The 25,724-nt window shown below is 71.1% G+C and carries 24 protein-coding genes; 11 read left to right on the top strand and 13 right to left on the bottom strand.

The window, feature by feature from the left end; genetic code table 11:
* Positions 1–59 precede the first annotated feature (59 nt).
* Positions 60–1,103: an NAD(P)/FAD-dependent oxidoreductase gene (locus ABH935_RS02400; RefSeq protein WP_370376086.1), complete on the top strand. Its 1,044-nt coding sequence runs from the start codon at positions 60–62 to the stop codon at positions 1,101–1,103.
* Positions 1,104–1,298: 195 nt separating this feature from the next.
* Here the strand turns inward: ABH935_RS02400 and ABH935_RS02395 are convergent, their stop codons facing one another.
* From ABH935_RS02395 to ABH935_RS02385, 3 genes are read right to left on the bottom strand one after another with little or no spacing between them, the layout of a single operon-like run.
* Positions 1,299–2,222 carry a hypothetical protein gene (locus tag ABH935_RS02395; RefSeq protein WP_370376085.1) on the bottom strand — a complete coding sequence of 308 codons (924 nt, stop codon included), beginning with the start codon at positions 2,220–2,222 and terminating at the stop codon, positions 1,299–1,301.
* Positions 2,219–2,830, bottom strand: coding sequence for an RNA polymerase sigma factor (locus ABH935_RS02390; protein WP_370376084.1), 612 nt, complete (start codon positions 2,828–2,830; stop codon positions 2,219–2,221). Before ABH935_RS02390 ends, ABH935_RS02395 begins: the two co-directional genes overlap by 4 nt.
* Positions 2,817–3,038: a hypothetical protein gene (locus ABH935_RS02385; RefSeq protein ID WP_370376083.1), complete on the bottom strand. Its 222-nt coding sequence runs from the start codon at positions 3,036–3,038 to the stop codon at positions 2,817–2,819. The genes ABH935_RS02390 and ABH935_RS02385 overlap by 14 nt, the downstream gene beginning before the upstream one ends.
* 382 nt (positions 3,039–3,420) lie before the next feature.
* On the opposite strand from ABH935_RS02385, the gene ABH935_RS02380 reads away from it, so the two are divergent.
* Entirely contained in the window at positions 3,421–3,795 is a 375-nt protein-coding gene (locus ABH935_RS02380; RefSeq protein ID WP_370376082.1) for a group 1 truncated hemoglobin, read from the top strand.
* Here ABH935_RS02380 and ABH935_RS02375 read toward each other — a convergent pair.
* The 5 genes from ABH935_RS02375 to ABH935_RS02355 all read right to left on the bottom strand — a co-directional run bounded on the left by ABH935_RS02375 (position 3,790) and on the right by ABH935_RS02355 (position 9,859).
* Positions 3,790–5,673 carry an Ig-like domain repeat protein gene (locus ABH935_RS02375; RefSeq protein ID WP_370376081.1) on the bottom strand — a complete coding sequence of 628 codons (1,884 nt, stop codon included), beginning with the start codon at positions 5,671–5,673 and terminating at the stop codon, positions 3,790–3,792. The two genes, ABH935_RS02380 and ABH935_RS02375, sit on opposite strands and share 6 nt — an antisense overlap.
* Positions 5,674–6,023: 350 nt before the next feature.
* Positions 6,024–6,479, bottom strand: a complete 456-nt coding sequence (locus ABH935_RS02370; protein ID WP_370376080.1) for a MaoC family dehydratase — start codon at positions 6,477–6,479, stop codon at positions 6,024–6,026.
* Positions 6,480–6,517: 38 nt separating this feature from the next.
* The gene (locus ABH935_RS02365) at positions 6,518–8,023 is read right to left on the bottom strand and encodes a long-chain fatty acid--CoA ligase (protein WP_370376079.1); all 1,506 of its coding nucleotides are present in this window, start codon (positions 8,021–8,023) and stop codon (positions 6,518–6,520) included.
* A 40-nt stretch (positions 8,024–8,063) separates the two neighbouring features.
* Positions 8,064–8,933, bottom strand: a complete 870-nt coding sequence (locus ABH935_RS02360; RefSeq protein ID WP_370376113.1) for an amidohydrolase family protein — start codon at positions 8,931–8,933, stop codon at positions 8,064–8,066.
* Between the two features lie 23 nt (positions 8,934–8,956).
* Entirely contained in the window at positions 8,957–9,859 is a 903-nt protein-coding gene (locus ABH935_RS02355) for an SDR family NAD(P)-dependent oxidoreductase (protein WP_370376078.1), read from the bottom strand.
* Positions 9,860–9,915: 56 nt separating this feature from the next.
* Here ABH935_RS02355 and ABH935_RS02350 point away from each other — a divergent pair, with 56 nt between their 5' ends.
* The 9 genes from ABH935_RS02350 to ABH935_RS02310 all read left to right on the top strand — a co-directional run bounded on the left by ABH935_RS02350 (position 9,916) and on the right by ABH935_RS02310 (position 18,973).
* Positions 9,916–10,746 (top strand): PaaX family transcriptional regulator C-terminal domain-containing protein, encoded by an 831-nt coding sequence (locus tag ABH935_RS02350; RefSeq protein ID WP_370376077.1) that lies wholly within the window; start codon positions 9,916–9,918, stop codon positions 10,744–10,746.
* A gap of 176 nt (positions 10,747–10,922) precedes the next feature.
* Positions 10,923–12,278 (top strand): alpha/beta hydrolase, encoded by a 1,356-nt coding sequence (locus ABH935_RS02345; RefSeq protein ID WP_370376076.1) that lies wholly within the window; start codon positions 10,923–10,925, stop codon positions 12,276–12,278.
* A gap of 200 nt (positions 12,279–12,478) precedes the next feature.
* Positions 12,479–14,041, top strand: a complete 1,563-nt coding sequence (locus ABH935_RS02340; RefSeq protein ID WP_370376075.1) for an MFS transporter — start codon at positions 12,479–12,481, stop codon at positions 14,039–14,041.
* Positions 14,042–14,088: 47 nt separating this feature from the next.
* Entirely contained in the window at positions 14,089–14,859 is a 771-nt protein-coding gene (locus ABH935_RS02335; RefSeq protein ID WP_370376074.1) for an IclR family transcriptional regulator, read from the top strand.
* Positions 14,860–14,937: 78 nt separating this feature from the next.
* Positions 14,938–15,948, top strand: a complete 1,011-nt coding sequence (locus ABH935_RS02330) for a Rieske 2Fe-2S domain-containing protein (protein ID WP_370376073.1) — start codon at positions 14,938–14,940, stop codon at positions 15,946–15,948.
* Complete coding sequence (locus ABH935_RS02325; protein ID WP_370376072.1) at positions 15,945–16,913, top strand: 2Fe-2S iron-sulfur cluster-binding protein; 969 nt, start codon at positions 15,945–15,947, stop codon at positions 16,911–16,913. The genes ABH935_RS02330 and ABH935_RS02325 overlap by 4 nt, the downstream gene beginning before the upstream one ends.
* 127 nt (positions 16,914–17,040) lie before the next feature.
* Positions 17,041–17,340 (top strand): hypothetical protein, encoded by a 300-nt coding sequence (locus ABH935_RS02320; RefSeq protein ID WP_370376071.1) that lies wholly within the window; start codon positions 17,041–17,043, stop codon positions 17,338–17,340.
* A gap of 282 nt (positions 17,341–17,622) precedes the next feature.
* The gene (locus ABH935_RS02315) at positions 17,623–18,021 is read left to right on the top strand and encodes a hypothetical protein (protein WP_370376070.1); all 399 of its coding nucleotides are present in this window, start codon (positions 17,623–17,625) and stop codon (positions 18,019–18,021) included.
* 127 nt (positions 18,022–18,148) lie between these two features.
* Positions 18,149–18,973, top strand: a complete 825-nt coding sequence (locus tag ABH935_RS02310; RefSeq protein WP_370376069.1) for a MarR family transcriptional regulator — start codon at positions 18,149–18,151, stop codon at positions 18,971–18,973.
* Between the two features lie 960 nt (positions 18,974–19,933).
* On the opposite strand, the gene ABH935_RS02305 is transcribed toward ABH935_RS02310, so the two are convergent.
* From ABH935_RS02305 to ABH935_RS02285, 5 genes are read right to left on the bottom strand one after another with little or no spacing between them, the layout of a single operon-like run.
* On the bottom strand, positions 19,934–21,352 hold the full coding sequence (locus tag ABH935_RS02305) for an aminobutyraldehyde dehydrogenase (RefSeq protein ID WP_370376068.1): 1,419 nt from the start codon (positions 21,350–21,352) through the stop codon (positions 19,934–19,936).
* Positions 21,345–22,706, bottom strand: a complete 1,362-nt coding sequence (locus ABH935_RS02300) for a flavin monoamine oxidase family protein (protein WP_370376067.1) — start codon at positions 22,704–22,706, stop codon at positions 21,345–21,347. The genes ABH935_RS02305 and ABH935_RS02300 overlap by 8 nt, the downstream gene beginning before the upstream one ends.
* A gap of 22 nt (positions 22,707–22,728) precedes the next feature.
* A complete protein-coding gene (locus tag ABH935_RS02295) occupies positions 22,729–23,844 on the bottom strand; it encodes an ABC transporter ATP-binding protein (RefSeq protein ID WP_370376066.1) in 1,116 nt (371 codons plus the stop codon).
* A 5-nt stretch (positions 23,845–23,849) separates the two neighbouring features.
* The gene (locus tag ABH935_RS02290) at positions 23,850–24,764 is read right to left on the bottom strand and encodes an ABC transporter permease (protein ID WP_370376065.1); all 915 of its coding nucleotides are present in this window, start codon (positions 24,762–24,764) and stop codon (positions 23,850–23,852) included.
* Positions 24,761–25,561: an ABC transporter permease gene (locus ABH935_RS02285; RefSeq protein ID WP_370376064.1), complete on the bottom strand. Its 801-nt coding sequence runs from the start codon at positions 25,559–25,561 to the stop codon at positions 24,761–24,763. The genes ABH935_RS02290 and ABH935_RS02285 overlap by 4 nt, the downstream gene beginning before the upstream one ends.
* Between the last annotated feature and the right edge of the window lie 163 nt (positions 25,562–25,724).

Genomic DNA, 25,724 nt, shown 5'->3' with positions numbered 1-25,724 from the left:
TAGTGTGGAGGCCGTGATCGGCTTGGCCGATTCGTTCCGCGGGTTGACAAAGGAGGGCTATGTCCGACGTCGTCGTGGTGGGCGCGGGAATTGTCGGTGCCTCGGTGGCCTACCATCTGACGCGCAGGGGCGTCGCGGTGACAGTGCTGGAGCGGGAGTCGGCTTCGGCCGCTGGCGTGACCGGGGGCTCGTTTGCCTGGGTCGGCGATACCGGTGGGGCGTGGCCGGGTGGTGCGCGGGATCTGCGCGGTCATGTCCTCGCTGATCACCGGCGGCTTGAGAGTGAGCTGCCTGAGATCGCGGTGCGCTGGACTGGGTCGTTGACCTGGGGCAGCGATGGGAATCCCATGATATACCCCGGTCAGATCATGGTCGGCGCGGATGAGATCGCGCTTTTGGAACCTCGCCTGCTGAACCCGCCCGACCGGGCGGTCCACATTCCCACGGACGGAGGCGTCGATCCGGCGGCTACGACCGCCGCGCTCCTGCGCGGGGCGCGTGCCCACGGTGCCGAGGTGGTCTACGGAGCGTCGGCGATCATGCTCAACCCGCCCGAGGGGCACGGGGTGTCGACGTCGGCTGGATTCCATCCCGCAGGGACCGTGGTGGTGGCCGCCGGAGTGGCGACCGCCGCGTTGTGCCGGCCGCTCGGCGTCGAGTTGCCCGTCGCCGCCTCACCGGCCTGCCTGCTGCGTGTCGCCGCGCCTCCGGGCCTGGTCAAGACGATCCTGGCCGGTCCGCACTTCGAGGTCCGGGAGGTCCGCGACGGCGACCTGCTGCTCACGATGCCCTACACCGACGGACAGTCGGCGGAGTCGGTGGAACGCGAAGCGCGCCGCACCTTCCACCGCCTGGTATCAAGCTTCGACGGCGGAGCCGCCTGCCGCCTGCTCAGTCACCAGGTCTCGGGTCGGCCGATGCCCGCCGACGGGCCGATCGTCGGCACCGTGACGCCGGACCGGTCCGTCTACGTCGCCGTCGCGCACTCGGCGATCACCCTGGCGCCGACACTCGGCCGACTCGTCGCCGAGGAACTCGTCGGCGGGATGCCGGTCGACGAGCTGCGGCGCTGCCGGCCGCGCCTGGAGACGGCACGTATGTAGCGTCGCCCAGCCCCATCCCGCCCCGCCCGATGCCGCCAGCATGTCTCGGGCCAAGGTCAGCGACCGCTCGCCGTCGGCGCAGTCGCGGACGACCATCACACGCGACGCCTCACCCCGATCATCCACACGAACGGTGTCCGCTCGTCCCACGGATCACCGGTCGACCCCACGAACAGCAGGCCTCGGTTGTAACCATTACGTCTCCCGAACCTCCACCAGATAGCGGCCCGACCGGTACTTCCGCGAGGCGGTCCGGAGCCGCGCGCCGACACCTGTCGGCCACTTGGTCTCCTCCGACCACGTGGTGCCGGCGGGGACTTCGAGCGTGTCACGGCGAAGGTAGGAGAGGTCGGCGCCGGAGGTGTCGACGTGGGTGACTCCGTCGATCCGGCGGAGGATCGCCTGACCGAGCTGGAGGTCTCGCGCTCGCTCAAGCCTGCGGACGATGGCGTGCGCGTGTCCGGACATCACTCCGGTCGCATCTGTGTCTGTGTCTGTGTCTGTGTCCGTGTCCGATAGCGTACGTTCCAGGGTCCGGGCGATCACGATGGCGAAGTCGAGCATCCGAGAGCGGCCGACGGAGCGCGCCGAGTCGACGCGGTCGGGCGTCAAGGGCGCGTCGCAGGCGAAGGCCAGCGTGGAGGCGCGGGCCTGCTCGGGTTCGAAGTCGCGGGCGGCGGCCAAGTCGACGCACAGCGCGTGAAGCAGGGCACGTACTCGGGCGCAACCGTCGCCGCCGGAGACCGCCAGGGCCATGTCGAGAGACAGATCGATCGCGTCGGTCAACTCCACGGTCAGCTCCAGGGCGAGACAGAGTTCCTCCTCGCCGGACAGCGCCCAGAGGTCGTCGACGACCGTCTTCGGCCTCGCCGAATCGGCCGCGTCGCCCGCGGCCGGTCCGCTCGGCGCCTGAAGAACGGCCCGGCTGTCCACCTCTTGTGCGATCTCCGGGTGGATTCGAGCGCGGACATGGTCGAGCATCTCGCAGTTCGCCGAGGCGAGGATCGCGTCGAGCATCCCGTCGAACGGTTCGCCGTCGGCATCCGCCGCGAGCTCGTCGTCCGGCGCGAGGCCGTTGTCCGGAACGAGGCCGTCGTCCGGAACGTCACCAGCGTTCACCAGCGTCCCCCGTCCTCGTCGGTGAGGTACGTCCACATGATCTTCCGCGCCTTCTTCAGCTGGTCCTGGATCCACTGCAACTCCGCTTGGCTCGGCTGATCGCCGCGGCCGAGCGCGGCGACGATCTCGCGAGCCGTCAGGCCGTCCATCGACAGTTCCAAGATGGTGCGCAGCGGATCGCCCATCCGCTCAAGCCCGCGCCGTACCGAGACCGCGAGCGCCGGCAGAGCACTGGGGTCGTCGCTACCGCGAACGACTTCGGGCAAGTAGGGAACGGGCATCGCCAGGAATTCCGCTCTCCGGGTACCCCGCTGCTGGTACTTCCGGCGAGCGACCAACCGAAGCCAGCCGCGCGGGGAGCGGATCGACGCCGTCCCGTCCTCGCTGATCTGCTGCCAGGCATCGGTGAAGGCCTCTTGCGTCGCGTCCTGAGCGTCGGCGATGCTCGCCCCGAGCCCTCGGACGTACTTGACCACGGCGTCGTAGTTCTCCTCGACCAGCTTGCGGAAGTCCTCGCGAACGGCGTGCGAAACGTCGGCGAGACGGGTCGCACCGCCGCCGGGCATCCAGTCGGAGTCGTCGTCCGGGGTCATATCAGGCCTCGCCATCCGACGTCGTGTCGCCGATCTGGATGACGATCGCCGAGCGGCCGATGTCGACGATCCGACTGCCGCCAGGCAGGCTGCGCGTGAGGTCGCAGCGGGTCAGCTCGGTCAGCCGCAGTCTCGACTGGCGCGCGTCCGACCACCGCGACACGACGGCCAGCGCGTTCACGCCGAGCGTCGTCGCCACGGTGGCGGCGATCATGGGGTCCATCAGGGTGGGCTCCTCTTGTCCGGGGGGCCGCTCCGCCGCGCGGCTCGGTCTATCCGCGCGACAGGCGTATGTAGAGAAGGTGTCTTAGAGCCGCATGATCGGGATGGCGAACTCTCGCCCGGGCCGAGCAAAAGGTGCCGACAACGGCGGCCAGAAAGGCAACAGCCTGCTTACTTACCACTTCCAGCATTCGTGAATGCCCTCGGTGCATTACCGAATCTTTACCAACGAGGAGCCAACGCGAGGTCAAGTGACGAGCAGGTGGGTTTGGCCTCGGCTCTCTTCGCTCCGCTCATCGCGGATACGCACCGTGCGGAAGCTCTCACCGAACCGTCACCAGTCGGCAATCCCGACCGTATGGAGCAGCCCTGAAATCGATGCCATGAGCATCTACGAGGCGATCGGCGGTGCGCCTGCTCTGGCGGCGGCTGTCGAGGATTTCTACGCGAGGGTCTTGGCGGACACGGAGCTGGTGGGCTACTTCGAGGGGGTGGACCTTGAGCGGCTCAAGGCGCATCAGCGTTCGTTCTTGGCCGCCGCGGTCGGTGGCTCGGAGATCTACGCCGGCCGTCCGATGAAGGAGGCGCATGCGCGATTGGCGATCACTCAGAAGCACTTCGACCGTGTCGTGGGCCACCTGGTCGACACGCTCACGGAGCTGTCCGTGCCCGCCGACCTCATCGGCGACATCGGCAGCACACTGATCCCGCTGCAGGAACTCATCGTCGTCCCTGCAGCGGACCGCGTTCGGCTATGAGCCGGACCCGAGCACTTCGACGGCTGCCATGTTCCAGGTGTCGCCAGTCGGTGCGGTGTCGGAAAGGGTGACTTTGGTACCCGAGGGGATGGTCGTCCCGCTGGTGCCCTGGGTCCAGTAGGTGTCGCCGGCGGCGGTGTCCACCCACTGGCTGTACAGCCGCTGCCCCGAGGCGACAGTCCGGTCCTGCGCGTTGGTGTAGTCCTCTCCCACCCCGTACACCTGCGAGCCGGCCCCGGTCGTGGTCACCGACACGTGACCGACGCCGGTGGAGCTGCCGGTCGCGGCGCTCGCACCGACCCTCGTCGCGCCGGTGAGCACCAGGACGGTCAGCTGTTGGTCGAAGCCGTCGAACTGCGGCGAGGAGGCGACGGCGGTACCGGACAGCGGGCCGGAGGCGAAGGCGGACCAGATCTCCGCGGTGCCGCCCTGGTTGTTGGCACGCTTCACCAGCGTCCAGTCGAGACCCGAGCTCGTGACGCTGGCGCTCTGCTTCTCCCCGGGGCCGTCAGAGCTGACGAAGGCGAGCAGCAGCCGGGGACCGGTGGTGTACAGCGTGGTGATCACGATGCCGGTTCCGGTCTCGTTGTAGGCCTGCTCGACGTTCACGCCGGCGGGGATCACCTGCACGCTCACCGCGCTTGAGGCCGAGCGCAGCAGTCCGGGCGCAGCCGGAGTGAAGGCGGCGCTGAGGCTGTGGGTGTCGATCGTCAGCGAGGTGGTGCTGAGGGTGGCGGTGCCGTTGGTGACCGGCACGGGTGCGCCCAGGGGGACGGAGCCGTACGCCGACGACGTACGGTCGTAGAACTGCACCGTCCCGGAGTCCGCGCCCGACACCGTCGCCGTCAGTGTCACCGGGTGTCCCTGCGTGGCGATCCCGGTCGGGGTCGTCGTCATCGACACAGCCGTGCCGGGCGACGTCTGGCCCAGGGCGATACCGGTGGCATAGCCGGTGATGTCGAGTCCGCCGCTCTTGGTCTCGGAGGCGGTGTCGAACACTGCGACCGAGCCCGCCGGATCCATGGGGGTGTTGGAGCCGCCCGCGTAGAGCTTGCTCCCGGCACCGTCGATGGCCTCGGCCAGGATGGCCGTGCCCGCCTGCAGGATGTGCAGGACGTTGTCAGACGCCAGATCGACAGCCAGGACCTCGCCGCCCGCGCCCTGGCCGACGTACGCCGTCGTGCCCGCCGGGTTGACGACCACGCGGGTCGGATTGCCGATGAAGGAGGCCAGCGAGACGGTGGAGGTCACGGAGTCCGTCGCGGTGTCCACGACGTACAGGGAGCGCGTGGCCCGGTCGGTCACGTAGGCGTGAGCCCCGGTCCCGTCGACGGCCACGTATCCGGTGGAGGTGCCGCAGGCGACTGTCGCCACCACCGTGTCGGTGGCGGTGTCGATCACCGACAGGACGCCGCCGGGCCCGGTCGTGTAGAGCCGGGTCCCATCCGGGCTCAGGGCCAGGCCGTAGCCGCCGGCCGCGACGGTGGCGGTCACGGTCTGCGCGGCGGTGTCGACGACGTGGACCGATCCGGTGCCGCTGGAATCGGCGACGTACGCCTGGCCGCCGGAGGGGGCGATCGCGATGTCACCGTCGCTCGCGCCGACCGGGAACGTGCTCAGCGTCGCGTCGGTGACCGGATCCATGACCACGACAGCGCCCTGCGCGGTTCCGTAGACCCGGGTACCCGCCGGGTTCACGGCGATGCCGTTCAGGGACTGGGTCATGGTGTGGAAGTCGACGAGCGAGTCGGTCCGGGTGTCCATCACGGCCAAGGCGCTCGGCAGACCGAAGGCTCCGCCCACGGCGACGTAGGCGAGTTGCCCGCTCACCGGATCGGCGGCTGTCGCGTGGACGGCGGCGGTAGCGGTCTTTGTCACGCGCGCGGAGGCAGGCGAGGCTGTCGCGGAGGCAGGCGCTGCGGCGATGCCGGCAACAGACAGCACCGCCGCCGCTGCCAGTGCAGCCCGCCGGCGGCGCGGCACGAACCACGGCAGCCGGCTCGCTCGGGGAGTACGGGACATGCGTCAGCATTCCTTTCGAGGGTGATGTGACGGCATGTGGCCCGGAGTCCGGGCAGGACCTCCGTGCTGCCGACTATCGCAGAACTCTAACTTACTCGGCCGATCGTTTGAGCGCTGTCCGTCCCGATTGAGACGAACTGCCATCGCCCCTGCTCGGGCGCGCCCCGAGTTCGGCGCGCGGACCGGGGCCGTCGCCGTCATCGTGTTCAGGCGAAGAACCGATACACCGCCTGCGCCGCGCAAGCGGGCTTCTCCTGCCCCTCGATCTCGACGCTCAGGTCCACCACCACCTCGGCGCCGCCCTTGACCTCGGTGACCGAGGCGATCGCGCCGTGGGCGCGGATGCGGGAGCCGACGCGGACCGGGGCAGGGAAGCGGACCTTGTTCAGGCCGTAGTTGACCGCCATCTCGACGTCCGTGACGGTCAGCAGCTCGCTCCACAACGGGATCAGCAGCGACAGTGTGAGGTAGCCGTGCGCGATGGCGCCGCCGAACGGACCGGCGGCGGCGCGTTCGGGGTCGACGTGGATCCACTGGTGGTCGTCGGTCGCGTCGGCGAAGGTGTTCACCCGGTTCTGCTCGATGGCGAGCCAGGAGCTGTGGCCGAGGTCGACGGCGCCGAGGTCGAGGAGTCCGGCGACGCCGGTCACGGTGCGGGGCATGGTTGGTCGCCGACCTTTCGCAAAGGGTTGATGAAGATTCACAGAGGATTGACATCGGTGCCGTGGGTCGCGCGGAGCGGGCCCTTGAGCACCTTCCCTGCGCCGCTGCGCGGCAGGGTGTCGGTGAAGACCACCGACCTGGGGATCTTGTAGCGGGCCAGCCGGCCGTCGAGGTGGGCCAGCAGCGCGGCGGCGTCGGGGGCGCGGCCCGCTTTGAGCACGACCACGGCCCGGCCGACCTCGCCCCACTTCTCGTCGGGCACGCCGAACACCGCGCACTCGGCGACGTCGGGGTGGTCCAGCAGGGCGTTCTCGACCTCGGCCGGGTAGACGTTCTCCCCGCCGGAGATGATCATGTCCTTGACGCGGTCGACGAGCCGGACGTACCCGTCCGCGTCGGCCCTCGCGATGTCGCCGGAGCGGAACCAGGACCCTTCGTGGAACGCCTCTTCCGTCTCCTGCGGCCGCCGCCAGTAGCCGGGCGTCACGTTCGGCCCGCTGACCAGCAACTCGCCGGGCTCGTCGACCCCGACCGGCGCTCCGTCGGCGCCGACCAGGCGCACATCGGTGAAGAACTGCGGCACCCCGGCCGAGCCGGCGTGCTCTGCCGCGTCGCGGCCCGGGAGCAGCAGGACGCCCGGCGCCGCCTCGGTCATGCCGTAGCCCTGGATGAAGGCCAGGCCCCGGTCCAGATAGCGCCGGATCGTCCGGTCCGGAACCGGCGCGCCGCCGCACATCAGGTTCCGCAGGCTCGACAGGTCCGCCTGCTCCCAGCCCGGCTCGGCGGCGAGCATCTCGTACATCGCCGGGACGCCGAACAGGCAGGTGACCCGGTGCCGTCGGATCAGCTCCAGGGTGCGCGCCGGGTCGAAGGCCGACTCCAGGACCGCCGTGCCGCCTTTGAGCAGCGTGGGCAGGCAGGTCATGCCGAGCGCGGCGATGTGGAAGAGCGGGGCGCTGACCAGGGTGACCTCATCGGCCGCCAGGTCTCCGTCGATCAGTACGTTGAGACAGTTCCACGTCAGGTTCCCGTGGGTCAGCATCGCGCCCTTGGGCCGGCCGGTGGTCCCCGACGTGTACATGATCAGGCACAGGTCGTCCAGGCCGACGGCCTCGTCCCGGCGCTCCGGCACCGCTGCGGCGAGCGCCGCCTCGTAGTCCGCGCCCTCGGCGGGAAGGACTTCGATCGCCTCGCCCAAGGCGGCGCCGTGCGGACTGCGGGCCGTCACCAGCAGGGTGCTGCCGGAGTCGTCGATTTGGTGGCGCAGCTCGGGCGGGGTGAGGCGGGTGTTGAGCGGGACGAACACCGCGCCGATCGCCCCGGCGGCGAACAGCGTCTCCAGATAGGCCGGGTGGTTGGGGCCCAGGTAGGCGACGCGGTCGCCCCGACCGATCCCGCGTTCGCGCAGCACGTGCGCCAGCCGGTTCACGCGGTCGTCGAGTTCGGCGTACGTGATGGTGCGGTCCTCGTGGACCAGCGCGGTGCGACGAGGTGTCTTGCGCGCCCGGCGTGCGGGCCAGGATCCGATGCCGTGGTTGTGCATCGCGATGCGCTCCCTGTCTGAGAGGGCGGAAAGTGGCGGTTCAGCCGGCGGCCAGGCCCAGCAGCCGGGCCGCGTTCTCCTTGAGGATCTTGGGCCGGACCTCGTCCTTGATCGGCAGCTTCGCGAAGTCGGCCAGCCAGCGGTCCGGGGTCAGCAACGGGTAGTCCGAGCCGAACAGCACCTTGTCCTTCAGCAGGGTGTTGGCGTACTGCACCAGTTGCGGCGGGAAGTACTTCGGCGACCAGCCGGACAGGTCGATGTGCACCTGCGGCTTGTGGGTCGCCACCGCGAGCGCCTCGTCCTGCCAGGGGAACGAGGGGTGGGCCAGGATGATCGGCAGATCGGGGAAATCCACCGCGACGTCGTCGACCAGCATCGGGTTGCTGTACTTGAGCCGGATGCCGCCGCCTGCGCGGGCACCGGCGCCGATGCCGGTCTGGCCGGTGTGGAAGACGGCGATGGCGCCCTCGGCCTCGATGGCCTCGTACAGCGGGTACGCCAGCCGGTCGTTCGGCGCGAACCCCTGGACGTTGGGGTGGAACTTGAAGCCTCGGACGCCGAACTCGCGCACGAGTCGTCTGACCTGGTTGACGCCGAGCCGCCCCTTGTACGGATCGATACTGGCGAACGGAATGATGACGTCCGGGTTCGCGGCGGCGGCCTCGGCGACTTCCTCGTTCGGCACGGCCGGGGTTCCGGTCGCGCTCTCGGCGTCCACGGTGAACACGACGCAGGCCATCTTCCGCTCGCGGTAGTACGCGGCGATCTCCGGCAGCGTCGGACGGCGGTGCTCGGCCTTGAAGTATTCGCCGGCCGCGGCGTCCAACTCCTCCGACAGCGAGCCGTGTCCCTTGGCCGACACCTCGGCGTGTGTGTGGACGTCGATGGCGGTGAGTTCGTCGAGGTTCATCAGCACTCTGTTCATCAGCACCCTCAGATCCCGGGCGCGGGGATGCCGACCGTCTCCGGGGTCCGGCCCACGCTGACCGGCCAGGCCGCCGCGATGGCGTCGGCGCTCCAACCGCCGTCGGCGTAGGCGACGGAGATCTCCTGCGGATGCGACCACAGCGCCAGCTTGTCACCGCCGATGCCGATGCACTGCCCGGTGATGCCGGCGGCGGCGTCGGAGGCCAGGAAGACGACGAGCGGGGCGACGTCCTCGGGCGTGCCGAATCCCTCGCCCTTGCGCAGCGTGTCGGGCAGCGGCGTGCCGCTTTGTTCGAGGGCTTCGACGTGCGGGGCGAAGGCCGGGATGGTCTTGGTCATGGCGGTGGCCGCGACCGGGATGATCGCGTTGGCGGTGATGTCGGCTCTCGCGAGCTCCATGGACCAGGTGCGGACCATGGCCGCGATGCCCGCCTTGGCCGCGGCGTAGTTGGTCTGCCCGAAGTTGCCGCGCTGGCCGGCCGGGGAGCCGGCGACGATGATGCGGCCGCCTTCGCCCTGCTCGCGCATGCGCTCGGCGGCGGCGCGGGCGCAGGTGAAGGTGCCGCGCAGGTGGACCCGCACCACGGTGTCGAAGTCCTCGTCGGACATCTTCCACAGGACCTTGTCGCGCAGCACGCCGGCGTTGGTGACCATCACGTCCAGGCGGCCGAAGCTGTCGACCGCGCGCCGCACGAGCGCCTCGGCGGCGTCGGTGGTGCCGACCGCGGCGACCTCGGCGACGGCTCGGCCGCCCGCTGCCTCGATCTCCTTGACCGCGGCGCGCGCCGCGTCCGCGTCGACGTCGTTCACGACCACCGCCGCGCCAGCCGCGGCCAGGGCTTTGGCATAGGCCAGGCCGAGGCCCCGCCCGCTTCCGGTGACCACGGCGACCTTGTTGCTGAGGATCATGCGGCACAACTTAGGCACTGTCGTGACTGCCGTCAATAGTTTGCCGAACATCGGCGATGCCCTACCCTGACCTGGTGAGCAGTGCCGAGCCTTCGCCGCGACCGCAGTCGCTGATGCTGACTTTCTTCGGCATCCACGTCCTGGGACGCGATCTCGCGGTCTCCTCCGGCTCCGTCATCGACGCCCTGGGCCGGGTGGACGTCACCGAGGAGGCGGTGCGCTCGACGCTGACCCGCATGGTGAGCAGAGGCCTGCTGGAGCGCCACCGCCAAGGGCGCAAGATGTACTTCGCGCTCACGCCGCGTGCCGTGTCCGTGCTGCAGGACGGCTACGATCGGATCTGGCGGCGCGGCGCGGCCAACCTCGACTGGGACGGCCAGTGGACGCTGGTCGGGTTCTCGCTCCCCGAGGCGTGGCGCCGGGAGCGGCACGATCTGCGCTCTCGGCTGACCTGGGGCGGGTTCGGGCCGCTGCAGAACGGGCTGTGGGTGGCGCCATCCGACGTGGACGCCGCCGCCCTGCTCGGCGACCTGGGCCTGGACGCGCACCTGCGGGTGTTCCGCGGCACCATCCTGAAGCCGACCGAGGTCGCGGCCGTGCTGGAGACAGCCTTCGACGTCGGCGCGATCGCCGCCGACTACCAGGCGTTCGTCCAACGCTGGTCGCAGCCCGGACCCGGCGTGCCGGACCCCTTGGGAAGCCAGTTGCTGCTGCACACCGACTGGCTGGACTTGGTACGGCGCGACCCGCACCTGCCGGCCGAGCATCTGCCGGCGGACTGGCCCGCGATTCAGGCCGAGGAGCTGTTCCATGCCCTCGCGGGAGAGCGGGAGGCGGCGGCGCGCGCCGAGGCCGAGCGGACGCTGGACACGCTTCGGCTCCGCTAGCGGACCCGCAACGCCCTGATCACCTGGACTGCCTCGCGGGGTCCGGCGCGGTCCGGCGCGGCCAAATATTCGGCACGCCATTGACTGCCGCCAAAAAACTGCCCTACATTTCGTCGCGTTCTCCAAGCGTCATTCTCACGCTCCCTTCGCAACCTTTCCGAAAAGGAGCACCGCCCATGAGCACGCGCACGCGCCGACGCCTCGCCGTCGGCCTCACGGTCCTGACAACCTTCTCAGCCTTCGTCGTCGTGCCCTCGGCCGCGACCGCCGCCCCGGCGCCGGCGCCGGGGCACCACACCGGCACGCTCGCCGACGGCGCGACGTGGATCGCCGACGTCCCGGCCGCCTGGAACGGCACGCTGCTGCTGTTCAGCCACGGGTACGGTCCCACCGCGGCGCAGGACGCGCCGAGCCCGGAGTCCCAGTCCGCCCTGCTGGCCGCCGGGTACGCGCTGGCCGGCTCCTCGTACGACCCGAACGGTTCGTGGTGGGCCCTCGGCAGCGCCGAGCGCGACCAGTTCCAGACCCTGGACGCGGTCCGGGCCGTCATCGGCCGGCCGGCCCGCACCGTCTCGGTCGGGGAGTCGATGGGCGGCCTGGTCAACGCCCAGATCGTCCGCGACGCGCACGGCCGGGTCGCCGGCTCGCTCGGGCTGTGCGGCCTGGTCGCCGGCGGTCTGGACCTGAACGACTACCAGCTCGCCGGCGAGGTCGTCCTGGCGACTCTGCTGGCGCCGGACGCCCACGTCCACTTGACCGGCTACTCCGGGCCCGGCGACGCCGCAGCCGTGGCGACGACCTTGACCGATGCCGTGGAGGCCGCGCAGCAGACGCCTGCGGGACGGGCCCGGATCGCGTTGGCGGCGGCGTTCCTGAACCTGCCGGCCTGGGCGCCCGGCCAGAACCCGCCGGCGCCGGGGGACAGCGCCGGTCAGGAGAGCCAGCAGGAAGCGTGGATCGCCGCCGGGCAGCTGGCCTTCATCATCGGCTCGCGGCCCTCGATCGAGCAGGCGGCGGGCGGCGACAGCGGTTCCACCGCGGGCCTGGACTGGCGGGCCCTGCTCGCCTCCTCGTCGCACCGGGACGAGGTCCGAGCCCTGTATCACGCGGCCGGCCTGAACCTGGACGCCGATCTGGACGCCCTGCACGCGGCCCCGGCCTACCACGCCGATCCCGCCGCCACGACCTGGATGGCGCGGACGTCGACCGCGGGGCAGCGCCTGGCCGTGCCGCTGCTCGACGTGCACACCACCGCCGACCAGCTCGTCCCCGTCGAGCAGGAGAACGCCTTCGCCGCGAGGGTCCGCGACGCCGGCGACGGCCGGCTGCTGCGGCAGGCATACGTAGCGCGGCAGGGGCACTGCGCCTTCACCACGAACGAGATCCTCGCCGGACTACACGCGGTCGAGCACCGGATCGACACCGGGCACTGGGGCGACACCTCGGCCGCCGCGCTCGGCGCCGACCAGCCTGGTGGGACCACGGCTTTCGTGGACTTCCGGCCCGGACGGCTTGTCGACGGCGGCCGGTAGCGCTCTGCCGGTAAGCCGGCAGCCGCAGCCCGGCGCCGACAGTGCTCTGATGGCCGCCGCGCCCGAAGCCGACAGCGCCCTGATGCCGACAGCGATACCGACAGCGCCCTGACACCGGCCGTGCTCGATGCCCGCACCATCCCGGTGCCGGCCCCGGCCCACCACAACCGAGCTCGTCCCCGACCCCCGAAGGACCGACCATGTCCGCGACCACCGGGCTCCCGCCCACCGGCACCGACGTCGAGCGCGCACCGCTGGCCCTCGGCACCCTCATAGCCTGCTGCCTGGCCGTGTGCCTGGCGCAGATCGGCGTCGCGATCCCGGCGACCCTCAACGGCCTGTTCCAGCAGGACCTGCACCCCGTCGGCTCGCAGCTGACCTGGATCTCCGACGCGTTCCTGCTGCCGGTCAGCGTTCTGGAGCTGACCTTCGGCGTGCTGGGCGATCTGTTCGGCCGCAAGCGGCTGCTGATCGGCGGCGCCGTGCTGCTGGGCCTGGGCGAGTCGGTCTCGGCGGCCTCGCACGGCGTCCACGCGCTGTGGGCCGGCCAGGCGCTGTCCGGGATCGGCGCGGCGGCGCTGTTCCCGACGTCGTTGGCGATGATCGTCGCCGGGACCCGGGGGCACGGCGAGCGCGCGCGGCTCATCGCGTTGTGGGCCGGGCTGCTCTCGGTCGGCGGTGCGCTGGCGCCGGTGCTCGGCGGGTTCACCGCCGCCCACGGGTCCTGGCGCTGGTCGTTCGTCGTGGTCGCGGTCGTGGCCGGCGTCAGTGCCCTGACCAGCCTGCTGCTCGCGCGCGACTCCCGGTCGCCGGGCGGCCGCTCGCTCGACCTCGGCGGCCAGATCACCATCGGCGTCGGCCTGTTCGCGCTGCTGTACGCGGTCATCCAGGGGCCGTCCGACGGCTGGGGCTCCGGCCCGGTCGTCGCCGGGTTCGTCGTCGCGGCGCTCTTCCTGGCGCTGTTCGTCGTCGCCGAGCACCGGGCGGCCTCCCCGCTGCTGCGCCTGGGGCTCTTCGCCAACCACGGGTTCGCGGTGGCGTCGGTGGTGGCCGTGGTCGGCATGTTCAGCTTCCTCGGCACCGCCTACGCCACCTCCATCCGGCTCGGTCCGATCCAGCACCAGAGCCCACTGCGGACCTCGGTCGCCTTCCTGCTCCTCAACGGCCTGACCCTGCTGCTGATCCCGGTCACCTCGCGGCTGCTGGCCCGGATGCCGGCCCGCTGGCTGCTGGCGATCGGCCTGGTCCTGATGGCCGCCGGCGACTTCCTGGCCGCGACGCTGCCGGTCGGCGACCGGACGCTGACGGTGCTGGTGCTGCCGCTGGGCCTGGTCGGGACCGGGTTCGCGTTCACCGTGTCGTCGATCACCGCGACCGCGGTCAACACGGTGGAGCCGGCGCGGGAGGGGATGGCCAGCGCCACCACCAACCAGCTGCGGGACTTCGGGTTCACGCTGGGCCCGGCGGTGGTCGGGGCGATCGCGCTGAGCAACGCCGCGTCCGGGTTCCAGGCCCGGCTCGGCCGCTCGTCGCTGGACCCGGCCGTCAAGGCCGCGGCGTCGCACGTCATGGCCGAAGGCGGCCCGCTGGCGGTGAACTCGGTCCCGCCGGACTCGCCGCCCGGACACGCCGGGCCGCTGGCCTTCGAGGCGCTCGGGCACGGCTACTCGATCGGGTACCTGGTGTGCGGGGTCGCCGCGCTGGCCAGCTGCCTGCTGGTGGTCGGCGTGCTGCGCCGCGGTGATGCCAGGACGGTGCAGTAGAGACGCGGTCCAGGAGAGAAACGAAGGCTGTGCGGTAGGAAGGAGAAATGAGCGAACCCGGCGGGCGAACGGCCGCCGACCGGCTCCTGGCGGTCCTGGCGGCGTTCGACCACGCGCATCCGGCGCTGACGCTGACCGACGTCAGCCGCCGCGCCGGTCTGACGCTGCCCACCGCGCACCGCCTCGTCGGGATGCTCACCGCCTGGGGTGCGCTGGAGCGGGACGAGTCCGGGGTCTACCGCATCGGGCTGCGGCTGCTGGAGCTCGCCGCGCTCGCCCCGCGCGGCCTGGTGCTGCGGGAGGCCGCCATGCCGTTCCTGGAGGACCTGTTCGAGGCCACCCACGAGAACGTCCAGCTCGCGGTGCGGGACGACGCGGAGGTGGTCTACGTCGAGCGCCTCGCCGGACGCTCGGCGGTCGGCGTGAAGACGCAGGTCGGGGCACGCTGGCCGCTGCACGCCACCGGCGTCGGCCTGGTGCTGCTCGCGCACAGCCCGGCCGGTTTCCAGGACGGATACCTGGCCGGGCCGCTGGCATCCTTCACCGACCACACCGTCACCGATCCGCAGCGCCTGCGCCGGATGCTCGCCGAAGTCCGGCAACGCGGCTGCGCGGTCAGCGAGCGCCAGATCACTGACGACGCGTTGTCGGTGGCCGCGCCGGTTCGCGGTCCGCACGGCGACGTCGTCGCCTCCGTCTCCGTGGTCGTCCACGCCGCCGGCGCGCGGCCGAACGCGCTGATCCCGGCGCTGCGCGTGGCCGGCGCGGGCATCTCGCGCGCCCTGGGCTGGCAGCCGCCGACCGGGGCTTCCGCCTGACGGAAGTCGTGTTGTCGCCGGATGCGGGCGTTGCGACGCTCGACGCGACACCGCGCTTCTCTCCTCTGGAGTCCTCCCATGGCCACAGCTTTCGCCCGCAACCAGTGGTACGTCGCCGCCTACGGCAGCGAAGTCGGCCGTTCCTTCCTGGCGCGGACCATCCTGGGCGAACCGATCGTGTTCTACCGCACCGCCCAGGACGGCCGCGCCGTCGCGCTCGCAGACCGCTGCGTCCATCGCCGCTTCCCGCTGTCCGAGAGCCGTCTGGACGGGGACACGGTCGTCTGCGGCTATCACGGTTTCACCTACGACACGTCCGGGACCTGCGTCTCCGTCCCGGGTCAGCAGCGCATACCGCGAACGGCGCGCGTCGCGTCGTATCCGGTGGCGGAGCTGGACTCGTTCGTGTGGGTGTGGATCGGCGATCCCGAACTCGCCGACGAGAAGCTGATTCCGCGGGCCCCGCACATGACCGACCCGGAGTTCGTCACCGTCTCGGGGATGGAGCCCGTCGACTGCGACTACGGCCTGCTCGTCGACAACCTCCTCGACCTCTCGCACGAGACCTACCTGCACGGCGGCTACATCGGCACCCCGGAGGTCGCCGAGACGCCGATCACCACCGACGCCGACGAGCAGGCCGGGGTCGTGCGCGTGGCCCGGCACATGATGGACGCGGCGTGTCCGCCGTTCTACGCGAAGTCGACCGGGATCCAGGGCCGCATCACGCGCCTGCAGGACATCGAGTACTTCGCGCCCTGCCTGTACCTCCTGCACAGCCGCATCACGCCGGCCGGCGAGCAGAGCCCGGTGTTCCGCACCGAGATCACCTACGCGATCACTCCCTCGGCGGCCGGCGGGGTCTACGACTTCTGGGCCGTCTCGCGGGACTTCGCCACCGACGACTCCGAGGTCACCGAGTTCCTCCGCGATTTCAACCACCAGGTGGTGATGCAGGACGTCGTCGCGCTGAACATCCTGCAGAAGGCGCTCGACTCCGAGCCGGCCGGCTACCAGGAGCTCAGCATCGGTATCGACGCCGGCGGTCTGGCGGCGCGCCGGATCCTCGCGCAGCTGGCTGCGCGGTGAGCGTGGGCCGGGGACCGGGACCCGACCAGGCGCAGGCGCTCGTCGTCGCCGGGCGCCGAGACGAGGCCGAGGGCGTCGTCTCCCTGACGCTGCGGCGTGCGGACGGTTCGGCGCTGCCGTCCTGGCTGCCCGGTGCGCACGTGGATCTGGTACTCGGCAACGGTTTGGAGCGTCAGTACTCGCTGTGTGGCGACCCGTCCGACGCCGGCTCGTGGCGCGTCGCGGTGCTGCGGGAGCCGGAGGGACGCGGGGGATCGCAGTACGTCCACACGTGGCTGTCGGTCGGGAGCCGGGTCTTGGCGCGTGGGCCGCGCAACCACTTCGAGCTGCGGCCGGCCGATCGCTACTGGTTCGTCGCGGGCGGCATCGGCATCACCCCGATCCTTCCGATGCTGGCCGCGGCCGAGGCCGCCGGCGCGCAGTGGTCGCTCTTGTACGGGGGACGGAGCCGGTCCTCGATGGCGTTCGTCGACGAACTGGCCCGCTACGGCGACCGGGTCGTGCTTCGCCCGCAAGACCGGCACGGCCTGCTCGATCTCGCCTCCCACCTCGGCGCACCCAGGCCGGGGACCAGGATCTACTGCTGCGGGCCGGGCGGCCTGCTCGACGCGGTCGAGGCATATTGCCGGGCCGCCGGGTGGCCCGAACCGCACGTCGAACGTTTTGAGCCGAAGGCGGACGCCGCTGTCGGCGGTGAACGGCGCTTCGAGATCGAGCTGTCCCGCACCGGCCGGACTCTCGGCGTCCCGGCGGATGCGTCGATCCTGGACGTCGTGCGCGCAGCCGGCGTGCCGGTCCTCTACTCCTGCACCGAGGGCACCTGCGGGACGTGCGAGACCGACGTCCTGGACGGCGTTCCGGACCACCGCGACTCCGTGCTCACCGCTGCGGAACGCGCGGCGGGCGACACGATGATGATCTGTGTTTCGCGGGCGAGGACCGAGCGGCTGGTTCTGGATTTGTGAGCGGGGGCGGCGGCACGGCTACCGGGAGATTGCGTGGTCGCTTACGTGGTTTCGCCGATGTGGAGCAGCGTCGGAGAGGCGAAACTCAGTGCTCCACAATCCCGACGTTGATCCATATGGAGTCAAGATGGCAGAACGAGCCACCATCCGAGTCAATGGGCGGCACAGCCCGATGGCGTGGCTGCTTTACCTGACCAAGCTCACCGTCGAAATCGACGGCACGCCGCAAACCGGCTCTTGGGGAGACCGCACCATCTCGGTCGCGCCCGGTCGGCACGAGGTGAAGGTGTACTTCAAGTACATCACCAAGGCCCGCTGCTGCGAGGCAGGGGTGACGGTCGACGTCGCCGACGGCGCCACCGTGTCCATGGAGTATCGGAGCCCGATGATGATGACCTCGCCCGGCCGGCTGGCGGTTCTCGGCTGAGGCGCTGGGGTGCAGCTGATGAGTTCATGGCGCCGAGGGGTGGGCGGGCGTTCAGGTGCGGGCGGGCGTCCAGATGCGGTCGGGCGTCCAGGTGGGGTCGGCCGGCTTCGGCTTCGGCACGTCCTCTGGCCCGCCGCCTTCCCCGGCGCGTCCCGCGCCCGCGTCCCCGCGCATGCGCTGGCCGTGCTGGTGGTCCTGACCTCGGTGTGCACGTCGTTCAGTCTCTTCTACTGGGCCGATGATCCACAGGTCGTCCACGGTGTCGGCGCGGCAGCGGTATGCATGCCCGTGCCGCTCGCGCTGATGTGCGCCGCGCTGGTCGGCGCTCTGCGAGGCCGGCGCGGGACAGGGTACGCACTCCTGGTCTCCGCAGCTTGGGTGATGTCCGCGCTCATGGCCCCGTGCACGGTGCTGCTCACCTGGCTGTCGAACGACAACGACTACTGCACGGCGAATCTCCCCGCGCATCCACTCGCGGGAAGCGTCGTGCCGCTGTGCCTGGTGGTGGCGCTGGCCGCCGGATCGTCGGCGGCGTGGATCGCCTGGGCGCTGTCACGTCGCCGAGTGCGGCCCGTCGCGTTGTACGCCGTGTGGCTCGCCACGGTCGCCGGCACCGTCGTGCTGGCCCTGGCCGTGCCGCTCCACGCGGCTCAGACCTGCGGCCCGACCGGGATGGGCTGAGAACCACCGCGGTCGGAACCGAGCTTTCGTCGTTGAATCGGGGTGTCGGATCCGGGCCGTGTCGTTCGTAGCTCTGGTGAGAGGCCGCCCACGAGGGCGCCGTCACCACTCCGGGAGATGACGACACATGCCGCACCCACAGGTCAAGGTCCACCGTATGTCCGAGCTCATCGAGCCGATCGGCGCCGTCACCTTCTCCGAGGTGCCGAACGAGGGGTTCCTGGCCCTGGGCATGCGCAACTACTGGGACGGATACTTCGCGGGCCGGGCGGCGCCGCTGGGGTCGGCACCGGCCGAGGTGGTGCACGCGGTCTTCTACAACTTCGCCGAGGGCGAGGTGGCCCGCCACATCCCCTGGGTCTGGGGGAAGACCACCCCGCAGGAGGCGATCGCCGTGCGCGAGCGGGGCAGCGCCGCCGCGCTGCGGCAGTGGATCGGACAACTCGCTGATGCCCCCGGGCTGGCGCGGATCGCCGACCTCGCCACCCGGGCGGCGGTCAGCGCGCCGACCGAGGGCCGGGCGCTGTACGCCGGGCTCCGGGCGCTCGCCGTGCCCGAGGAGCCGGTGGCCAGGCTCTGGCACGCCGCGACGCTGCTGCGCGAGCATCGCGGGGACGGTCACAACGCTGCTCTCCTGGCCCACGGCATCGGCGGCACCGAGGCCCATGTCCTGCTGGCGCTTTCCCTCGGGATGAGGGCCGAGGAGTTCGGGCGGCTGCACCACCTGCCCGAGGCGCGGCTGGCGGCCGTCGTCGACGGGCTGCGCGGGCGCGGCCTGGTGGACGCGGTCGGCGGGTTCACCGACGCCGGCCGGGCGAGTAGGGAGCGGATCGAGGCCCTCACCGACGAGCTGGCGGCGCCCGCGTATGACGTGCTCAGCGCGGACGAGCTCGACGAGCTGATCGCGGGGCTGGAGCCGATCGCCGAGGCAGTGAAGGCTGCCGACGGTTGAGGGGGCGGCTACGGCTGAGGTGCGAAATGTGGTGCTCGTGCTGTGGGTGTGGTGTGGGTGCTGGTGCTGGTGCTGGTGCTGGTGCTGGTGTCGGGTGGGGGTGGTGGCTGGGGTGTGGTGGGTGCGGTTTGTTGGTGGGTTTTAGGAGCTTTTTACGGCTTCGCACGGGTTTAAGAAGGATCTGCTGAGTGGCGCAGTTCGGTGGTGCGAAGTGGGTTGCGCTGGCGGCCGGCGGTTGTTCGTGTGCACGACCGCGCGCGGGTCCGGGTCACTGCGCACGCGTTTGGTCTGGCGGGTGGCGGCCGCGTTTGGTGGGTGCCTGAAAGTCAAGGGCAGGGCCTCCGGCGGCGCCTGCGCGGCGAGCGGCACTCGCTCCGGGGAGGGGGGTCGCGCTGTCTGCCGGCGGACGCTGCTTGTGGTCGCCTTGTCCCGGGTTCCCCGTCGCGTCGTCGCCTCACGGAAGCAGACCGGCCAGCCGGTATCAAGCCGGATCACACGCTGCTGTGGTGCGGCTTCGTTCGGCTTGACACCGGCTGTCCGGTCAGCTTGGCTACGCCCGCCGACGCGACGGGGAACCCGGGACAACCCCGCCTGTGGGAAGGGTTCCCGCACCTCGGACACGACACCTCACCGCCGCCTGTGGCCACCCAGTGGATCCCGTCCACAACACAGGCGGGGTTGTCCCGGATCCCTCAGAGTCTGGAGTGCCCCCGCCGGAGGCGCCTGCTCTTGACTCTCAGGTGCCCACCACGCCCCACGATTGTCGCCTACGCAACGCGTGCGCAGTGACTCGGACCCGCGCGCGGTCGTGCACACGGACAACAGCCAGCCGCCAACGCGAGACCAGGCACACTACCGAACTGCGCCACCCAGCGGATCCTTCTTAAACCCGCGCGAAGCCGTAAAAAGCTCTTAAAATCCATAAACAAACCACAACATGCCCGACCGCACCCGACCGCATCAGATCATGACGTGCTTGACCTGCGTGTAGTCCAGCAACCCGGCCATGGCGAGATCGCTGCCGTAGCCGGAGTGCTTGACTCCGCCGTGCGGCATCTCGGACACGGTCGTGCCGTGCGTGTTGGCCCAGGCGATGCCGGATCGGAAGCCGCGCACCGCACGCATCGCGCGGTCGTGGTCGCGCGTCCAGACGCTCGCGGCGAGTCCGTGGCGGACGCCGTTGGCCAGGGCCATCGCTTCGGCCTCGGTGGCGAACGACTGCACCGTGACCACTGGGCCGAAGGTCTCCTCCTGGACGATCTCGTCGTCCTGCGCTGCGTGCACGACCACTGTCGGCTCGTGGTACCAGCCGGGGCCGTCGAGCGCGTGGCCGCCCACCGCGATCGCAGCGTGCGGCGGCAGCCGTTCCAGGGCGCCGCGTACCGCTGTCAGCTGCGCGGCGCTGTTGAGGGGGCCGAAATCCGCGTCGGGAGACGGGCCGGTGCGCAGCGCCCTGACCCGCTCCGTGAACGCGGCCACGAACGCGTCGTGGATCGAGCGGTCGACCAGCAGCCGGGTCGCGGCGGTGCAGTCCTGCCCCGCGTTGTAGAACGCGACGGCGGCCAGGGCGGCGGCTGTCGTCTCCACGTCCACGTCGTCGTGGACGACGACCGGGGCGTTGCCGCCGAGTTCCAGATGGACGCGCTTGAGGTCGGCGGCGCACGCGGCCGCGATCTGGCGGCCGGCGCGGACGCTTCCGGTCACGGCCACCAGGCGGACTGCGGGGTGCGCCGCCAGCGCGCGACCGGTCTCGCGGTCGCCGCATACGACGTTGACGACGCCCGGCGGCAGGTGCTCCGCGGCGACGCGGGCGAGCAGCGCTGTCGTCGAGGGTGTGGTGTCGGCGGGTTTCAGGACCGTGGTGTTGCCCGCGGCCACCGCCGGCGCGAGTTTCCACACGGCCATCATCAGCGGGTAGTTCCACGGCGTGATCTGCGCGCACACGCCGACCGGCTCGCGCCGCAGCATCGACGTCCGGCCCTCGGCGTACTCGGCCGCGGCCATGCCCGGGAGGGTCCGGGCCGCCCCGGCGAAGAAGCGCAGCACGTCGACGATCGCCGGGAACTCGTCCCGCAGGAACAGGGCCCGGGGTTTGCCGGTCTCCCGGACCTCCGCGTCGGCGAACGCCCCGGCCCGCGCCTCGACGTCGTCGGCGATGCGCAGCAGTGCCCGTTGGCGTTCCGCCGGAGTGGTCACCGACCAGGAATCGAACGCCGCGGCCGCCGCGGCACACGCCGCGTAGACGTCGTCGGCGCCGGACAGAGCTGAACGGCCGGCGACGCGGCCGGTCGACGGATCGACGAGGTCCAGGCGCGCGCCGGAAGCCGCCGCGGATTCGCGGCCGCCGACGACATTGAGGACATCAGGGAACTCAGCCATGCCGCAGCACCTCGCCGGCCGTCGCGCGGCCGGTCCGTACCGCGCCCTCCATGTATCCGGCGACCCACTGGTCCGATCCGCACACGTAGAACGGCGGCTCATGCGTACCGTGCAGGGGTCCGACCCGCATCACGTCTCCCGGAGCCCACTGCGTCACGTATCCCTGTGTCCACGGGTCGGTTCCCCACATCCGCAGGTAGGCGGTGATCGGCCGCTCGGCCTCTGCCCCGAAGAGCCGCGCGACGTCGGATATCAGCTCCCGCATGCGCGCCTGCGGAGGCATCCCCAGCACCACGCCGTAGCGCTCAGGCGGAATCAGCGCCGAGAGCAGTCCGAATCCCTGCGGCCAGGTGCTGCCCAGGACGTCCTCGCACTCTGACAAGCCGTTCATCCCTTGCGTGCGCCAGAACGGCCGATCGTAGGCCAGGGCCAGCTTCGCGGCACAGGCCTGCCGCTGCGCGTGCAGCGAGGTCAGGCGCTCGTCCGACACCCCGGTCACGGCGACGGACCGCAACGGTCCCACCGGCAGCGCGCTGACCACCGCGTCAGCGGTCAGCGTCTCTCCGCTCACGAGGCGAACCATGCAGCGCCCCGGCCCGGACGACGCAGACCCAGACCCAGACGCAGACGCAGAGGCAGACCGCACGTCCACGGCCGCCACCGCGGCCCCGGTCCGCACCCGGTGCCCCAGCTCGACCGTCATCGCCAGGGCGACCGTCGCCGAGCCCTCGGCGACCCGCAGGCCCTCCCAGTCCTCGTAGTCGTAATGCCCGGCGCTCGGTACTGCCGCGTTCTTGCGCAGCGCGCCGAGCAGCGACGTCCGCTCCACCGACCCGCTGGCCAGGCTGAGCTGCCCGATCTCCCACAGCCGCACGACCTGCGGCGTCGCCCCCACCGAGCGCAGCCACTGCCCGACCGACGTCGCGTCCAGCGCGGCGGCGTCCGGGTGCGACCACGGGTCGTCCGGGTCGACGGTCTGGGCGAGGTCCACGAACTCCTTCGTCACCCGCCGCTGGCAGTCCTCGTCTCCCGGACCGAACCAGTGCGGCGGATCCCCGGCCGAGACGCCTTCCGGCGTGGCGCGGACGATGACGCCCGGCTCGGCGACGTAGCTGGGGATCAGGGTCAGGCCGAGTTCGGCGACGAGGCCCAGATAGGCGGTGTGCGCGCGGCCGACCACCTCGCCGCCGAGCTGCAGGATCCGGCCGTCCTCCAGGACCGCCTGCTCGACCCGCCCGCCGACCCGGTCCCGGGCCTCCAGGACCAGGACGTCCGCGCCGCCGGCGGCCAGGTCCCGCGCGGCGGACAGGCCCGCCAGGCCGGCGCCCAGGACGATCACGTCGTAGTGGTGCATGAATACTCCTCGCAGGCCGGCATCAGACCAGGACCAGACAGTGTTCGGTCTTCCAGGCGATCTCGACCGACTCGCCGCCCACCCAGCGGTCCTCGTTCCGGGACCGCGCGGTGTTCTGCTCCAGCGCGGCGACGGTGACTCCGGGTGCCAGCTCGATCAGATAGGTCGTGGTCGGGCCCGAGTACACGGTGTCCTTGATGACCCCGCGGGCCCGAGGCATGTCCGGCTCGAAGTCCGAGAGCCAGATCTTCTCCGGCCGGATCGAGACGCTGACCTCGGCGCCGTCGGCGATCTGCGGACACGCCCCCACGGTGATCGCCGGGCCGCCGCCGATCTGGACGGCACCGGACCGGTAGACGCCGGTCATCAGGTTCGACGTCCCCATGAAGGACGCGACGAACTTCGTCTCCGGGCGCTCGTACACGTCCTCCGGCGTGCCGCAGTGCTCCACGCGCCCGGCGTTCATCACGGCCACCCGGTCGGACATGGTCAGCGCCTCGTCCTGGTCGTGGGTGACGAACACGAAGGTGATGCCGACCTCGCGCTGGATCTGCTTGAGCTCGATCTGCATCTGCCGCCGCAGCTTCAGGTCCAGGGCCGCCAGCGGCTCGTCCAGCAGCAGCACGGCCGGCCGGTTGACCAGGGCGCGGGCCAGCGCGACGCGCTGGCGCTGGCCGCCGGACAGGGTGCGCGGCTTGCGGTTGGCGAAGGCCGGCAGCTGCACCAGCTCCAGCATCTCGGCGACCCGGCGTCGGGTCTGCTCCCGGGGCACGCCGGCCCGCTTGAGGCCGAAGGCGACGTTGTCGGCCACCGAGAGGTGGTCGAACAGCGCGTAGCTCTGGAAGACGGTGTTCACGTTCCGCTTGTTCGGCGGCAGGCGGGTCACGTCCTGGCCGGAGAGCAGGATCGTCCCGGCCGTGGGATCGGCGAAGCCGCCGATCATCCGCAGCGTCGTGGTCTTGCCGCAGCCGGACGGCCCGAGCAGCGAGAAGAACTCGCCGGGGGCGATGTCCAGGCTCAGGTCGGCGACGGCTGCGGCGTCCTGGCCGAACGTCTTGGTGATCCGGTCCAGCCGCACCGCGGGTGTGTCGGGCGTGGCGGGAGCCGCCGGCGAGGTTGGAGAAGAGGTGGTGGTCATCGGTATCAGTCCCCGGACAGGAGGTCGAGGCCGCCGGAGCGGCCGAACAGGCGCGGGATGGACAGGGCCGCGGCGATCAGGGTGATGGAGCCGGCCAGCATCAGGGTGCCGACGGCGTTGATGGTCGGCTCGACGCCGAAGCGGATGGCGGAGTAGATGCGGACCGCCAGCGGCTGCGGGTCCACACCGGTGGTGAAGTAGGCCAGGACGAAGTCGTCGAAGACCAGGGCGAAGATCAGCACGGCGCTGGCCAGGATGGCCGGCAGCAGCGCCGGCAGCGTCACCAGGCGCACGGCCTGCCACCGCGTCGCGCCCAGGTCCATGGCGGCCTCTTCGACCTCCGGATTGAGCGCGGCCACCCGTGAGCGCAGGATCACCGTCACGTAGGAGATGGAGAAGGTGATCTCGGAGATCATCACCGTGCCGGTGGACAGCGTGACGCCGAGGCCCTTGTAGAGCATCAGCGACGCCACACCGGTGACGATCTCCGGGGTGATGAGCGGGACCAGCATGATCAGGCCGGAGTAGGAGCCGAGCCGGCCGCGGGCCCGTACCAGGCCCAGCGCCAGCGCCACGCCGAGAAGCACCGAGCCGATCATCGCCACCAGGGAGATCTTCAGGCTCATGCCCAGCGAGGACAGCAGGACGTGGTCGTGGAAGAAGGCCGAGTACCACCGGGTGCTGAAGTGCTTGAAGACGGTCAGCGACTTCTGGGAGTTGAAGGAGAACAGCACGACCATGCCGATGGGCAGGTAGAGCAGGACGAAGAACAGCACGGTGACCACGAAGGCGAAGCGAGGCCTGGCCTCGACGCCGCGCCGTCGCAGGCGGGGCAGCCGGGCCAGCCGCCGTCGCCGCGGCGCGTCCGGTCCGGGTAGCCCGGGCAGCCCCGGCCGCCTCTGGGGATCGACAGTGGTCATCGGCTCGCCTCCGCCTCGTCCTTGCGGGCGCGCCGCAGGTAGCCGAACATGCCGACCAGGAGCACGGCCATCAGCAGCATCGTCAGCGCCGAGCCCAGCGGCCAGTCCTGGCCCTCGAAGAACTTGTCCTGGATCAGGTTGCCGATCATGAGTTGGTTCGGGCCGCCCAGGAACTGCGCGGACACGAAGTCGCCCATGGCCGGCAGGAAGACCAGCACCATCCCGGCCACCGCGCCCTGGCGGGTCGCGGGGACCGTGACGAACAGGAAGGTGCGCAGCGGACCGCCGTACAGGTCGCGCCCCGCCTCGATCAGCGCCGTGTCCAGCCGTTCCAGCGCCGCGTACAACGGGATGATCATGAACACCACGAACCCGTAGACCAGGCCGGCGATGACGCCCGGCCCGGTGTTGAGGATCTTCGTGTGCGAGTCCGCGAGCCCGATCGCGCGCAGGAGGCGCAGCACCGGGCCGTCGTCGGACAGCACCACCGACCAGCCGTACATCCGGACGAGGTAGTTGGCGAAGAAGGGCACGACGATCGCGGCGATCAGCGCGTTCTTGAACCGCCCGGCGTGCAGCGCGATCGCGTAGGCGACCGGATAGGCGATCAGCAGGCACAACACCGACGTCAGGGCGGCGTACTCCAGCGAGCGGAACATCACCGTCCGGTAGGCCGGTGCCGCCAGCCGCCGGATGTTGTCCAGCGTGCTGCCGAACCGCGGGTTCCCCAGGTCGTCGGTGGTCCCGAACGACAGCGCCGCGACGAGCAGCAGGGAGGAGATGAAGAACACCGACATCCACAGCGTTCCGGGAAGGGCCAGACGGTTCCAGACGCGGGTGTCGGCCGACGCCGGCTGTCGCGGGGTCCGCAGTGTCCGCGGTCTCGGGCGCCGGAAGCGGATCGGGCCGGTCGGGCCGGTCGGTTTTGGTGGGCCGGTCGGGCTGGTCGGGCCGGACCGG

Source organism: Catenulispora sp. GAS73 (assembly GCF_041262085.1).
In the GTDB taxonomy this organism is placed as follows: domain Bacteria; phylum Actinomycetota; class Actinomycetes; order Streptomycetales; family Catenulisporaceae; genus Catenulispora.
Note: the sequence above shows the minus strand (reverse complement) of the source record. Positions and strands in the feature narration are given on the sequence as shown.